We start from the raw sequence: 13,552 nt of genomic DNA, 5'->3' as shown, positions 1-13,552 counted from the left end.
TCAACCCGCTACCGCAATACGCTTCATATCCGTCATATAGCCGCGCAGTTTCTTACCTACCTGCTCAATCGCATGACTACGAATCGCGTCGTTCACGTCGCGAAGCTGTGCGTTGTCTACCGCGCCTTCCGGGATAGCACTACCCAGATCGCCCGGTTGCAATTCCGCCATAAACGGTTTCAGCAGCGGTACGCAAGCGTAAGAGAACAGGTAGTTACCGTATTCTGCGGTATCGGAAATAACCACGTTCATTTCGTACAGACGCTTACGGGCGATGGTGTTGGCGATCAGCGGCAGTTCGTGCAGTGATTCGTAGTAAGCGGATTCTTCGATGATGCCGGAATCGACCATGGTTTCGAACGCCAGCTCAACGCCCGCTTTCACCATCGCAATCATCAGCACGCCTTTATCGAAGTACTCCTGCTCGCCGATTTTACCCTCAAACTGCGGCGCGGTTTCGAACGCGGTTTTACCGGTCTCTTCACGCCAGGTCAGCAGTTTCTTATCGTCGTTGGCCCAGTCAGCCATCATGCCGGAAGAGAATTCGCCGGAGATGATGTCATCCATGTGTTTCTGGAACAACGGCGCCATGATCTCTTTCAGCTGTTCGGACAGCGCGTAAGCACGCAGTTTCGCCGGGTTAGACAGACGGTCCATCATCAGGGTGATGCCGCCCTGCTTCAGCGCTTCGGTGATGGTTTCCCAGCCAAACTGAATCAGTTTTTCGGCGTATGCCGGGTCGGTGCCTTCTGCCACCAGCTTGTCGAAGCACAGCAGAGAACCGGCCTGCAGCATACCGCACAGGATGGTCTGCTCGCCCATCAGGTCAGATTTCACTTCTGCCACGAAAGAAGATTCCAGTACGCCCGCACGGTGACCACCGGTGGCCGCCGCCCAGGCTTTAGCAATCGCCATACCTTCGCCTTTCGGGTCGTTTTCCGGGTGTACCGCGATCAGCGTCGGCACGCCGAAACCACGTTTGTACTCTTCGCGCACTTCGGTGCCCGGACACTTCGGCGCCACCATCACCACGGTGATGTCTTTACGGATCTGCTCGCCCACTTCCACGATATTGAAGCCGTGGGAGTAGCCCAGCGCCGCGCCGTCTTTCATCAGCGGCTGTACGGAGCGCACCACGTCGGAGTGCTGTTTGTCCGGCGTCAGGTTAACTACCAGGTCAGCCTGCGGGATCAGCTCTTCGTAGGTGCCTACTTTGAAGCCGTTCTCGGTCGCTTTACGCCAGGAAGCACGCTTCTCAGCAATGGCTTCTTTACGCAGGGCGTAGGAAATATCCAGACCGGAGTCACGCATGTTCAGGCCCTGGTTCAGACCCTGAGCGCCACAGCCGACGATGACCACTTTTTTACCCTGAAGGTAGCTCGCGCCGTCGGCGAATTCGTCGCGGCCCATAAAGCGGCATTTACCCAGCTGTGCCAGCTGCTGGCGCAGATTCAGTGTATTAAAGTAGTTAGCCATGATGGTGTACTCCGTGATGTTGTGTTGTCGCGCTTATTGTTCGGTTTACAGATTGCTATCTGTGCGAATGAACCCACATTACAACAGGAAATTTATTGCGGAAATTGATATATTCACAACGTTATGTTGCGGTTTATGCAACGTCAAAAACCGGAGGTCTGTCTGTGGATTTACGCGATCTAAAAACCTTCCTGCATCTGGCGGAAAGCCGCCACTTTGGCCGCAGCGCGCGAGCGATGCACGTCAGCCCCTCCACGCTTTCCCGGCAGATTCAGCGGCTGGAAGAAGATCTCGGCCAGCCGCTGTTTGTGCGCGATAACCGCACGGTCACGCTGACCGAAGCGGGTGAAGAGCTGCGAGTGTTTGCCCAACAGACGCTTTTGCAATATCAGCAGTTGCGCCATACCCTCGATCAGCAGGGGCCGTCCCTTTCCGGCGAACTCCATATCTTCTGTTCAGTGACCGCGGCATACAGTCATCTGCCGCCGATCCTAGACCGTTTTCGCGCCGAACACCCTTCTGTTGAAATCAAATTGACGACCGGAGACGCCGCCGATGCGATGGAAAAGGTGGTAACGGGAGAAGCGGACCTGGCAATCGCCGGCAAACCAGAAACGCTACCGGGCGCAGTGGCGTTTTCGATGCTGGAAAATCTGGCGGTGGTGCTGATCGCCCCGGCGCTGCCCTGCCCGGTGCGCAATCAGGTTTCGGTTGATAAGCCCGACTGGTCGACGGTGCCGTTTATCATGGCCGATCAGGGGCCGGTACGCCGCCGTATTGAGCTGTGGTTTCGCCGCCATAAAATCAGCAATCCGCAGATTTACGCCACCGTCGGCGGTCACGAAGCGATGGTCTCAATGGTGGCGCTGGGCTGCGGCGTGGCGCTGCTGCCGGAAGTGGTGCTGGAAAACAGCCCGGAACCGGTGCGCAACCGGGTAATGATTTTAGAACGTAGTGATGAAAAAACGCCGTTTGAGCTTGGCGTCTGCGCGCAAAAAAAGCGGCTGCATGAGCCGCTAATTGATGCGTTCTGGAAAATTTTACCGAATTAGTTTTACGGCCCTACCGTTACCCGAACAGGCTTCCCAATACGGCTAAGCATATTCACCAGAGCATCAATGGTGAATTTGCTGCATTTCTTGTTGACGATATCCGAAACGCGCGGTCGGGATATATGCAAAACTGTAGCAACCTCGGCTTGCTTCATCTGGTTTCGCGTAATCCAGAGGGTAATATCTTCCATGAGCTGTTGTTTAATGGCTAACGTGTTTTCGATTTCACTCAGGGAATCAGCGTAAAACTTTTCTGCGTCCTGCTTATGAAACCCCAAATCAGCAAAAACATTACCGCCAGATGGCGTCACATGGCGAATATCACTATCAGTTTTGGCAATCACAAGCTGTTTCTCCGTTGTTGCACCAGCCGGTTATAACGCGCTCTGGCGATGTTTTTATCGTGCTGACTGGTTTGTTGCATCTGTTTTTGGAAACTATGCAAAACGTAGAGTGCTTCTTCAAACTTAGCGACATACATAACGCGATAGATACCATTGTTGTCACGAATCCGAATTTCATTTACCCCAGCCCCAATTTCTGAAAACGGTTTCCAGTCATCGGGTTCAATTCCATACTGAATTTTGTGAAGCTGATAACCGACTGCTTTGCGTACCGTTATGGGAAAAGCCAGGAGATCCTCCAGAGAAGATCCCACCCATCGAATTTCTTTTTCATTGGAGAGAGCTCGGGTGAGTAACATAACATCCTTGTGTATAAAATTTTATACATTGTTTTTAACAGGTGCAAGTGATGGCGGTGCTAACGATATGGTGAGCCGAGTTTCACCACAAGCAGATTGGGCGCCTTCTGGAAAACGTCTCGCAAAATTAAATGAGTGGATGCTCCGGGCTGGCAGAAAAGCCCAATAACTGAGGGAAGATCATATCTGGATATCAGGCCCACTTTACTTTGTGGGCCTGAAAAACTAGACGCTGAATTAACCCGCCAGAAAGAACCGAAACGCCGGGTTATTGCTCTCATCATGGCATTCATAGCCCAGCTCATGCAGCCGGGTTTCGAAATCCGGCTCATGATCGCCTAACTCGAACGCCGCCAGCACGCGGCCATAATCGGTACCGTGGCTGCGGTAATGGAATAGCGAAATATTCCAGTGCGTGCCAAGCGTATGCAGGAATTTGAGCAACGCGCCGGGCGACTCCGGAAATTCGAAACTATACAAACGCTCCTGTAATGGCTTGGAGGGGCGTCCGCCGACCATATAGCGCACATGCAGCTTCGCCATTTCATCGTCGGAGAGATCCACTACGCTATAACCGCCGTCGCACAGTTGGGTGATAATCTCTTTTCGCTCCTCCAGCCCCTGACTGACGCGTACGCCGACAAAAATACAGGCATTTTTCGCGTCGGCAAAACGGTAGTTAAATTCGGTGACCATACGCCCGCCAAGCAACTGACAGAATTTGAGGAAGCTCCCCTTTTCTTCCGGAATGGTCACCGCCAGTAGCGCTTCGCGCTGTTCCCCCAGCTCGCAGCGTTCAGACACATAGCGCAAGCCGTGGAAGTTGACGTTGGCGCCGGAAAGGACGTGCGCCAGCCGTTCGCCGCGAATATTGTGCTGGGCGATATATTTTTTCATCCCCGCCAGCGCCAGCGCGCCGGACGGTTCCGCCACCGCACGCACATCTTCAAACAGATCTTTCATCGCCGCGCAGATAGCGTCGCTATCCACGGTGACAATATCATCAAGGTATTCCTGACACAGGCGGAAGGTTTCGTCGCCGATGCGTTTTACCGCCACGCCTTCAGCAAATAACCCAACACGCGGGAGATCCACTGGATGACCGGCTTCCAACGCCGCTTTCAGGCAGGCGGAATCCTCCGCTTCGACGGCAATCACTTTGATTTGCGGCATCAATTGTTTGATCAGTACCGCTACGCCCGCCGCCAGGCCGCCGCCGCCAACCGGCACAAAGACACGATCGAGATGCGAATCCTGCTGAAGCAGTTCCAGCGCCAGCGTGCCCTGCCCGGCGATCACCATTGGGTGATCAAACGGCGGCACCCAGGTAAAACCCTGCTGCTGCGCCAGTTCAATAGCTTTCGCTTTCGCTTCATCAAAATTAGCGCCGTGCAACAGCACTTCGCCGCCAAAACCGCGTACCGCATCGACTTTAATATCCGCCGTAGCTTTTGGCATGACGATCAGAGACTTCACGCCAAGCCGCGCGGAGGAGAACGCCACGCCCTGCGCATGATTGCCCGCCGACGCGGTAATCACGCCGTGGGCTTTTTGTTCTTCGGTCAATCCGGCCATCATCGCGTAAGCGCCGCGCAGCTTAAAGCTATGTACCGGCTGCCGGTCTTCGCGTTTGACGAGAATAACGTTATCCAGACGTGACGAGAGCTTTTCCATTTTTTGCAGCGGCGTCACCTGCGCCGCTTCGTATACTGGCGCGCGTAGCACCGCGCGCAGATACTCCGCCCCTTCCGGCGCGACTGACAGTGGTTGAGATTCCGCCATCATCAACCTCCCAGTTTCGATTTATCGCGCACCGCGCCTTTATCGGCGCTGGTCGCCAGGCTGGCGTAGGCACGCAGGGCAAACGAAACCTGACGCTGACGATTTTTCGGCGTCCAGGCTTTGTCGCCACGAGCTTCCTGCGCCTCGCGGCGTGCGGCGATTTCAGCCTCACTCAACTGCAACTGAATGCTGCGGTTCGGGATATCAATCGCAATAGTGTCGCCATCTTCAATCAACGCAATAGTGCCGCCGCTGGCCGCTTCCGGCGAAACGTGGCCAATAGAGAGACCGGAAGTCCCGCCGGAAAAACGCCCATCGGTGATGAGCGCGCAGGCTTTGCCCAGCCCCATCGACTTCAGGAAACTGGTCGGATAGAGCATTTCCTGCATTCCCGGCCCGCCTTTCGGCCCTTCGTAGCGGATCACGACTACATCGCCTTCCACTACTTTGCCGCCGAGAATCGCCTCTACCGCCTCATCCTGACTTTCATACACTTTCGCCGGGCCGGTGAATTTAAGGATGCTGTCATCGACGCCTGCGGTTTTCACAATGCAGCCGTTTTCGGCGAAGTTGCCATACAGCACCGCCAGACCGCCGTCTTTGCTATAGGCATATTCCAGCGAGCGGATGCAACCCGCTGCGCGGTCGTCATCCAGCGAATCCCAGCGACAATCCTGCGAGAACGCCTGAGTAGTACGGATACCGGCAGGGCCAGCACGGAACATTTTTTTAACCGCTTCGTCCTGCGTAACCGTGATGTCGTACTGTTCCAGCGTTTGCGGCAACGTCAGGCCTAATACGTTTTTCACGTTGCGGTTCAGCAGCCCAGCGCGATCCAGCTCGCCTAAAATACCCAGCACACCGCCGGCACGGTGAACGTCTTCCATATGGTATTTCTGGGTACTTGGCGCCACTTTACACAGCTGCGGCACCTTGCGGGACAGCTTGTCGATATCACTCATGGTGAAGTCGATTTCCGCTTCCTGCGCCGCCGCCAGCAGGTGAAGAACGGTGTTGGTCGAACCGCCCATCGCGATATCCAGCGTCATCGCATTCTCAAACGCCGCCTTGTTGGCAATGTTTCGTGGCAGTGCACTTTCGTCGTTTTGCTCGTAATAGCGTTTAGTCAGTTCAACAATCCGCTTACCGGCATTGAGGAACAACTGCTTCCGGTCAGCATGGGTCGCCAGCAGCGAACCGTTGCCCGGCTGCGACAGACCCAGCGCTTCGGTCAGGCAGTTCATGGAGTTAGCGGTAAACATGCCGGAGCAGGAGCCGCAGGTTGGGCAGGCGGAGCGCTCCACCTGGTTACTTTGATCGTCAGAGACTTTCGGGTCCGCTCCCTGAATCATGGCATCAACCAGATCGAGCTTGATGATCTGATCGGACAGTTTGGTTTTCCCGGCTTCCATCGGTCCGCCGGAGACAAAGATCACCGGAATATTCAGGCGCAGCGAGGCCATGAGCATCCCTGGGGTGATTTTGTCGCAGTTGGAGATACACACCATCGCGTCAGCGCAGTGAGCGTTCACCATGTACTCAACGGAGTCGGCGATCAGCTCGCGCGACGGCAGTGAATAGAGCATACCCCCGTGCCCCATGGCAATCCCGTCATCCACGGCAATAGTGTTGAACTCTTTCGCCACCCCTCCGGAAGCTTCAATCTGTTCGGCGACCAGCTTACCGAGATCGCGCAGATGAACGTGACCCGGCACAAACTGAGTGAATGAGTTCACCACGGCGATAATCGGTTTGCCAAAATCACTGTCGGTCATTCCGGTGGCGCGCCACAGCGCGCGGGCACCCGCCATATTACGACCATGGGTGGTGGTGGCGGAACGGTACTTAGGCATGCTTTATTTACTCCCCATCTTTTCCCTTCATACTTCACGCCACAGGTGCGTTGGCTGCCTCACTCACCCCAGTCACTTACTACAGTAAGCCCTGGGGATTCGCTGCGTTACCGCCTTCCTGTGACGCAAATTATTTTGGGAAAATATTAATTTTATTTATTATGAATTTACCGGATCCAACCAGCCCCATTTATCCTCGGTTTCTCCAGTGAAGAGACCAAAGAAGGCTTGTTGAATACACTTGGTAACAGGGCCGCAACGGCCTTCACCTACCTGGATACCATCAACGCTGCGTACCGGAGTAATTTCTGCCGCGGTTCCGGACATAAACACTTCGTCGGCCAGATACAGCGATTCACGGGACAGCACCTGCTCACGCACTTCAATACCCAGCTCTTTCGCCAGTTTGATGATCGCGTCGCGAGTAATGCCTGGCAGCGCGGAAGAGGTAAACGGCGGAGTAAACAGCACGCCATCTTTTACCTCAAACAGGTTTTCACCTGCGCCTTCGGAGATATAGCCGTTTACATCCAGGGCGATGCCTTCCTGATAGCCGTGGCGGCGCGCTTCGCTACCCACCAGCAGTGAGGAGAGGTAGTTACCGCCCGCTTTCGCAGCGGTTGGAATGGTGTTCGGCGCAGCGCGATTCCAGGAAGAAACCATCGCATCGATCCCCTGATCCAGCGCTTCGGCGCCCAGGTATGCCCCCCACGGGAACGCGGCGATGATGACGTCAGTGGTGTATCCCGGGGGCGGGTTAACGCCCATACCGACATCGCCGACAAATACCAACGGACGGATATAGGCGCTGGTCAGGTTGTTTTTGCGGATCACTTCGCGGCAGGCTTCCATCAGCTCATCAATACTCTGGGAAACCGGAAAACGATAAATTTTTGCTGAGTCGCGCAGACGCTGCATATGTTCACGATGACGAAACACTACCGGGCCTTTGTGAGAGTCGTAGCACCGAATCCCTTCAAATACCGACGTACCGTAGTGCAGCGCGTGGGACATTACGTGAACCTTCGCGTCTTCCCAGCGCACCATCTCGCCATTGAACCAAATGTAATCAGCTTTTTTCGTCGTCATTTTTCTTCCTTTTGCGCTCAGGCGCGGATTTGTTGTGATGTGGCAGCGCTCTGGCAGATCGCGACATGCGCAACATCTACCAGTTTACTTAACTGACTAAACAGTAAGTCGACCGACCGGGGACTGGCAACGGTCAATTCAATATTTATATTCTGCGCATCGGTCGCGGCTTCCATATTCATGGAGCACACCTGAAAACCACGATGGCGCACCACGCGTAAAACACGTTCTAAGGTTTCTGGATTAAAGCGTGCCGATACATTGACCTGATGTTGCATCATGATAATTTCTCCAGCATTTCAGAGTTACTGGCGCCAGGCGGCACCAACGGCCAGACATTTTCAAGTTCGTCGATTGAGACGTGAAGCAGGTACGGCCCTTCGCTTGCCAACATCGTGTCGAGTGCCGCTTCAACCTGGTCTTTACGAGTAATGTGCTGGCCTGGAATGCCGAAGGCGCTGGCCAGCATGAGGAAATCGGGGTTATCGGTCAGGGTGGTTTCGCTATATCGCTCCTGGAAAAACAGTTGCTGCCATTGTCGAACCATCCCTAACCGCTGGTTGTCGAGTAAGACTATCTTCAACGGTAACTGCTTGCGTTTTACGGTGCCCAACTCCTGAACATTCATCATGAAGGAGCCGTCACCGGAGATACAGATAACGGTATCATTCGGTCGCGCTACCTGCGCGCCAACGGCCGCCGGTAAGCCGAATCCCATCGTCCCCAGACCGCTGGAGGTGATGAAGTTCTCCGGGCGGGTGTAAGTCATATGCTGGGCTGACCACATCTGATGCTGCCCCACATCCGTCGTCACCACGCTGTCTGCGGGTTTGCGTTCCGACAATTGCTTCAACAACAACGGCGCATAGATAGTCTCGCCAGGATGGTCATAGCGCCAGGCGTGTTCTGCGCGCAGCTCTGCACAGGACTGACGCCATGCGTCGATCTTCAGCGGTTGCTGTAATGCCGACAACAGCGAATTTAAATCGCCCTGCAACGCGACGTGTGCCTGACGCAGTTTGTTCATTTCCGCCGGGTCGATATCCATATGGATTACGCTGGCGTTCGGCGCAAACGTATTCAGCTTACCGGTCACCCGGTCATCAAAACGTGCACCCACTGCGATCAGTAAATCACACTCTTGCACCGCGAAATTAGCCGCTTTAGTACCGTGCATTCCCAGCATGCCCAGATAGTACGGATAATCAGCTTCAACAGCCCCCAGCCCTTTCAGCGTGCAGGTAACTGGCATTTGCGTTACCGCGATAAATTTACGCAGCGCCGGAACCGCCTGCGCCATACCAACACCACCGCCGACGTACAGCATGGGTTTTTTCGCCTGTTCCAGCATCTGGCGCGCCTGTTCAACATCAGCCTGCGGGAAGATCGCTTCGTTAGCAACGGTAGTAAACCAGGGTTCCAGCTCACCGCTGGCCAACTGGATATCTTTCGGGATATCCACCAGAACCGGGCCAGGACGGCCAGCGTTGGCGACTTCAAAAGCCTCCGCCATGATGCGCGGCAACTCTTCCAGCGACTGCACCAGGAAGCTGTGTTTGGTACAGGCCAACGACAGCCCTAACACATCTACCTCCTGGAACGCATCGGTGCCGATGAACGGGGCGGAAACCTGACCCGTGATCGCGACGACGGGGACCGAATCTAACAACGCATCCGCCAGGCCAGTGATCAGGTTAGTGGCGCCAGGGCCGGAAGTGGCGATACAAACACCGGTTTTGCCGGTAGAACGGGCATAACCGATTGCCGCCATTGCGGCACCCTGCTCGTGTCGGCACAACAAATGCTCCACACCACCGTCATACAACGCGTCGTAAACCGGCATAATTGCGCCGCCAGGATAACCAAATACGGTTTTCACCCCCTGCGCTCGCAAAGCATGTACCACCCACTGTGCCCCGTTCATAGTTACATCCCCGTCGTAAATCTTGAGAAACAGAATTTTATGCTGTTATTCACGCTCTGCTCCTCGCTTAAGTTTTTCAGGCCAAAAAAAACCCCCGGACCTTTCGGTGCGGGGGTCTTAGTTCGTTAAGGCTTGATTTCTAAGCCTTTCCTCGTCCAAGTGCAGCCCCGCACGGTGGGATAATAATCACCACCACGCTAATCACTCGTAGAAGGGCTGTCATTTTTGTCTATTCTTGCATCTTGTTCGAAGGAATACCTAAAGAGTTACCATAGGTTTTGCCAATAGCACAAGATATTTTTTTAACCACGTTTCAGATAATGCAGGTGAATGCCTAAAAGTGCTTTGTTTTTTATAAGAAAAATTAGCAACTGAAAAATTTTCACGTTTTCCTCCCCCTTTTGGCGCGCTTTACACCCTGTTTTCCTTCTTTTCGCTTCTGCGAGCGTTCTTCCAGTTTGATGTTTCTTACCTGAAAATGACGCCAAAATTCAGGAATCAGCCGCTAAAAAACAAAAAGTCAGTAATTCGACTTTCTCTTCTATTCCGCATAATCCACGTAACAGGAGGGATTATGTCACTGGCGATTGTTCATACTCGCGCCGCACTTGGCGTCAATGCGCCGCCTATCACTATAGAGGTGCATATCAGTAATGGATTACCGGGATTAACCATGGTTGGCCTACCGGAAACCACGGTAAAAGAGGCGCGTGACCGGGTACGTAGTGCGATTATTAATAGCGGATATGAATTTCCGGCTAAAAAAATAACCATTAACCTTGCTCCAGCCGATCTACCGAAAGAGGGTGGAAGGTATGACCTGCCTATTGCTGTTGCGCTTCTGGCCGCGTCTGAGCAGCTTACAGCGTCGAATCTTGAGGCATATGAGCTGGTGGGTGAGTTAGCGCTTACAGGCGCATTACGCGGCGTTCCTGGCGCAATATCAAGTGCAACGGAAGCCATCAGGGCCGGCAGAAATATTATCGTCGCAACAGAGAACGCGGCGGAGGTTGGGCTTATCAGCAAAGAAGGTTGTTTTATCGCCGATCATCTACAAACCGTCTGCGCCTTTCTGGAAGGGAAACACGCCCTGGAAAGACCTTTAGCTCAGGATATGGCATCGCCTACCGCAACTGCCGATCTTCGCGATGTGATCGGTCAGGAGCAGGGTAAACGCGGCCTGGAGATTACAGCGGCAGGGGGACATAATCTGCTATTGATCGGCCCGCCGGGTACGGGTAAAACCATGCTGGCCAGTCGACTGAGCGGGATTCTTCCACCATTAAGCAATGAAGAGGCGTTGGAAAGCGCCGCGATCCTCAGTCTGGTTAATGCCGATACGGTACAAAAACGATGGCAGCAACGTCCCTTTCGCTCACCTCATCATAGCGCCTCGCTTACTGCTATGGTCGGCGGCGGCGCAATACCCGCCCCGGGAGAGATATCGCTGGCGCACAACGGAATTTTGTTCCTTGATGAATTGCCTGAATTTGAGCGACGCACACTGGATGCGCTACGTGAACCTATAGAATCCGGTCAAATTCATTTATCCCGTACCAGAGCGAAAATAACGTACCCTGCCAGGTTCCAGTTAATCGCCGCAATGAATCCCAGCCCGACCGGACATTATCAGGGAAACCATAATCGCTGCACGCCAGAACAGACACTACGTTACCTTAATCGGTTGTCAGGCCCGTTTCTTGATCGTTTTGACCTTTCGCTTGAGGTACCGCTTCCACCGCCCGGGATTCTTAGCCAACACGCCTCAAAGGGTGAGAGCAGCGCTACGGTAAAAAAGCGGGTCATCGCCGCCCATGAACGGCAGTACCGACGCCAGAAGAAGTTAAACGCGCGTCTGGAGGGTCGCGAAATCCAAAAATATTGTGTTTTGCATCACGATGACGCTCGCTGGCTTGAAGACACGCTGGTGCATCTTGGGTTATCCATTCGCGCCTGGCAGCGTTTACTAAAAGTGGCCAGAACCATTGCCGACATAGAACTGGCTGACCAGATCTCGCGTCAGCATTTGCAGGAGGCGGTAAGCTATCGGGCGATAGACAGGTTGTTAATTCATTTGCAAAAGCTGTTGGCGTAAAAAAAGGGCATTACGCCCTTTTTATTAATCATCAGCTTCGGTGTAGTCTTCTGCGCCTTCAACTTGCGGCTTGCCGCCAGACAAGGTGTGGAAGCGTTTTGGACGCTTGATACGCGTCATATACTTGGACCAGACGCGTTCTGCATCCGTTACCGGCTCGCGTTCACCGCGACATACCGCTACAAACAGCTTCTCTTCTTCAGTCACAGGCTCACGCTTGCCAAGATCCAGATCATTAAAGGCATGACCATGACGCTCAAGCAGTTGTGCCTCTTTAATCGTGAAATCACCGTGACGAGAGAATCCACGTGGATAATGTTTATTGTCAAAATATCGATTAGTCGTCGTAAAGCTTTCCGCCATCCTGCACGCTCCTAATTCTTTGTCTGAGCTATTTATGGCGCGGAGTATTAGTTACGCTTGACAGAGTGTAAAACAAAACATTTAAATCATAACGACAAATAATTTTGTGGAGAGCACAGTGGATACGGAATTGTTAAAAACTTTCCTGGAAGTTAGCCGGACACGCCATTTCGGGCGGGCCGCAGAAGCACTTTACCTGACGCAATCCGCGGTGAGCTTTCGTATCAGGCAACTGGAGAATCAACTGGGCGTAAACCTTTTTACACGGCACAGAAACAATATCCGTTTAACCACGGCTGGCGAAAAACTTTTACCGTATGCGGAAACGCTGATGAATACGTGGCAGGCGGCACGTAAAGAGGTGGCGCATACCTCACGCCATAACGAGTTTTCCATCGGCGCCAGCGCGTCTTTATGGGAGTGTATGCTTAACGCCTGGCTGGGGCGACTGTACCAACTACAGGAGCCACAAAGCGGCCTGCAATTCGAAGCCAGAATCGCTCAACGGCAATCGCTTGTGAAGCAACTTCATGAACGCCAGCTTGATCTCCTCATTACTACCGAAGCGCCCAAAATGGATGAGTTCAGCAGTCAGCTGTTAGGGCACTTCACTTTGGCGTTATATTGCAGCAGCCCTGCCCGTAAGAAATCAGAACTCAATTATCTGCGGCTGGAGTGGGGCCCAGACTTCCAACAGCATGAAACCGGGCTGATCGCAGCAGATGAAGTGCCGGTATTAACAACCAGCTCAGCCGAACTCGCCCGACAGCAGCTTAGCGCATTAAATGGCTGTAGCTGGCTTCCTGTAAACTGGGCAAATGAAAAGGGCGGATTACATACCGTTGCCGACAGCGCAACGCTTTCACGGCCGCTATACGCCATTTGGCTGCAAAACAGCGATAAATACTCGCTGATCTGCGATCTGTTAAAAACGGATGTGCTGGATGAACAATGAAAATGATGAAAAGAAAAGGAAGGGAACTCACGATTACCTGATCAGATAATCAGGTAATTTTAGGCAAAAAAAATCCTTAGCAGATGCTAAGGATTATTTCTGGCAGGGGCGGAGAGACTCGAACTCCCAACACCCGGTTTTGGAGACCGGTGCTCTACCAATTGAACTACGCCCCTAATTAGGGTGGCGGAACGGACGGGACTCGAACCCGCGACCCCCTGCGTGACAGGCAGGTATTCTAACCAACTGAACTACCGCTC

General features: G+C 53.5%; 14 protein-coding genes and 1 tRNA gene. 3 read left to right on the top strand and 12 right to left on the bottom strand.

Annotation, left to right across the window (positions count from 1 at the left end; genetic code table 11):
* The gene (gene ilvC, locus ACLJRU_RS20230; protein WP_000024943.1) at positions 1-1,476 is read right to left on the bottom strand and encodes a ketol-acid reductoisomerase; all 1,476 of its coding nucleotides are present in this window, start codon (positions 1,474-1,476) and stop codon (positions 1-3) included.
* A gap of 164 nt (positions 1,477-1,640) precedes the next feature.
* On the opposite strand from ilvC, the gene ilvY reads away from it, so the two are divergent.
* The gene (ilvY, locus tag ACLJRU_RS20225) at positions 1,641-2,528 is read left to right on the top strand and encodes an HTH-type transcriptional activator IlvY (RefSeq protein ID WP_000365798.1); all 888 of its coding nucleotides are present in this window, start codon (positions 1,641-1,643) and stop codon (positions 2,526-2,528) included.
* A gap of 2 nt (positions 2,529-2,530) precedes the next feature.
* Here ilvY and ACLJRU_RS20220 read toward each other — a convergent pair whose 3' ends face one another.
* From ACLJRU_RS20220 to ACLJRU_RS20180, 9 genes are all read right to left on the bottom strand, one after another.
* A complete protein-coding gene (locus ACLJRU_RS20220) occupies positions 2,531-2,872 on the bottom strand; it encodes a helix-turn-helix domain-containing protein (protein ID WP_023235407.1) in 342 nt (113 codons plus the stop codon).
* Entirely contained in the window at positions 2,869-3,186 is a 318-nt protein-coding gene (locus tag ACLJRU_RS20215; protein WP_001541182.1) for a type II toxin-antitoxin system RelE/ParE family toxin, read from the bottom strand. The genes ACLJRU_RS20220 and ACLJRU_RS20215 overlap by 4 nt, the downstream gene beginning before the upstream one ends.
* A gap of 282 nt (positions 3,187-3,468) precedes the next feature.
* Positions 3,469-5,013 (bottom strand): threonine ammonia-lyase, biosynthetic, encoded by a 1,545-nt coding sequence (gene ilvA, locus ACLJRU_RS20210; RefSeq protein ID WP_001524959.1) that lies wholly within the window; start codon positions 5,011-5,013, stop codon positions 3,469-3,471.
* A 2-nt stretch (positions 5,014-5,015) separates the two neighbouring features.
* Positions 5,016-6,866, bottom strand: coding sequence for a dihydroxy-acid dehydratase (gene ilvD, locus ACLJRU_RS20205; RefSeq protein ID WP_001127444.1), 1,851 nt, complete (start codon positions 6,864-6,866; stop codon positions 5,016-5,018).
* A gap of 159 nt (positions 6,867-7,025) precedes the next feature.
* Positions 7,026-7,955, bottom strand: coding sequence for a branched-chain-amino-acid transaminase (gene ilvE / locus ACLJRU_RS20200; RefSeq protein ID WP_000208531.1), 930 nt, complete (start codon positions 7,953-7,955; stop codon positions 7,026-7,028).
* A 17-nt stretch (positions 7,956-7,972) separates the two neighbouring features.
* A complete protein-coding gene (gene ilvM, locus ACLJRU_RS20195; protein ID WP_000983260.1) occupies positions 7,973-8,236 on the bottom strand; it encodes an acetolactate synthase 2 small subunit in 264 nt (87 codons plus the stop codon).
* Complete coding sequence (gene ilvG, locus ACLJRU_RS20190) at positions 8,233-9,879, bottom strand: acetolactate synthase 2 catalytic subunit (protein ID WP_023235405.1); 1,647 nt, start codon at positions 9,877-9,879, stop codon at positions 8,233-8,235. The genes ilvM and ilvG overlap by 4 nt, the downstream gene beginning before the upstream one ends.
* 2 nt (positions 9,880-9,881) lie before the next feature.
* A complete protein-coding gene (ilvX, locus tag ACLJRU_RS20185; protein ID WP_192930503.1) occupies positions 9,882-9,932 on the bottom strand; it encodes a peptide IlvX in 51 nt (16 codons plus the stop codon).
* An 86-nt stretch (positions 9,933-10,018) separates the two neighbouring features.
* Positions 10,019-10,102, bottom strand: a complete 84-nt coding sequence (locus ACLJRU_RS20180) for an IlvGEDA operon leader peptide (RefSeq protein WP_031606660.1) — start codon at positions 10,100-10,102, stop codon at positions 10,019-10,021.
* A 351-nt stretch (positions 10,103-10,453) separates the two neighbouring features.
* Between ACLJRU_RS20180 and ACLJRU_RS20175 the strand changes: the two genes are divergently transcribed.
* Positions 10,454-11,974 carry a YifB family Mg chelatase-like AAA ATPase gene (locus ACLJRU_RS20175; protein ID WP_000050217.1) on the top strand — a complete coding sequence of 507 codons (1,521 nt, stop codon included), beginning with the start codon at positions 10,454-10,456 and terminating at the stop codon, positions 11,972-11,974.
* Between the two features lie 24 nt (positions 11,975-11,998).
* Here ACLJRU_RS20175 and maoP read toward each other — a convergent pair whose 3' ends face one another.
* A complete protein-coding gene (maoP, locus tag ACLJRU_RS20170; protein WP_000840996.1) occupies positions 11,999-12,337 on the bottom strand; it encodes a macrodomain Ori organization protein MaoP in 339 nt (112 codons plus the stop codon).
* A 106-nt stretch (positions 12,338-12,443) separates the two neighbouring features.
* Between maoP and hdfR the strand changes: the two genes are divergently transcribed.
* Positions 12,444-13,292, top strand: a complete 849-nt coding sequence (hdfR, locus tag ACLJRU_RS20165) for an HTH-type transcriptional regulator HdfR (protein WP_001541181.1) — start codon at positions 12,444-12,446, stop codon at positions 13,290-13,292.
* Positions 13,293-13,392: 100 nt separating this feature from the next.
* Here the strand turns inward: hdfR and ACLJRU_RS20160 are convergent.
* A tRNA-Trp gene (locus tag ACLJRU_RS20160) sits at positions 13,393-13,468 on the bottom strand.
* Between the last annotated feature and the right edge of the window lie 84 nt (positions 13,469-13,552).

The sequence above is a fragment of the Salmonella sp. SAL00653 genome (assembly GCF_046552515.1).
Classification (GTDB): domain Bacteria; phylum Pseudomonadota; class Gammaproteobacteria; order Enterobacterales; family Enterobacteriaceae; genus Salmonella; species Salmonella enterica.
Note: the sequence above shows the minus strand (reverse complement) of the source record. Positions and strands in the feature narration are given on the sequence as shown.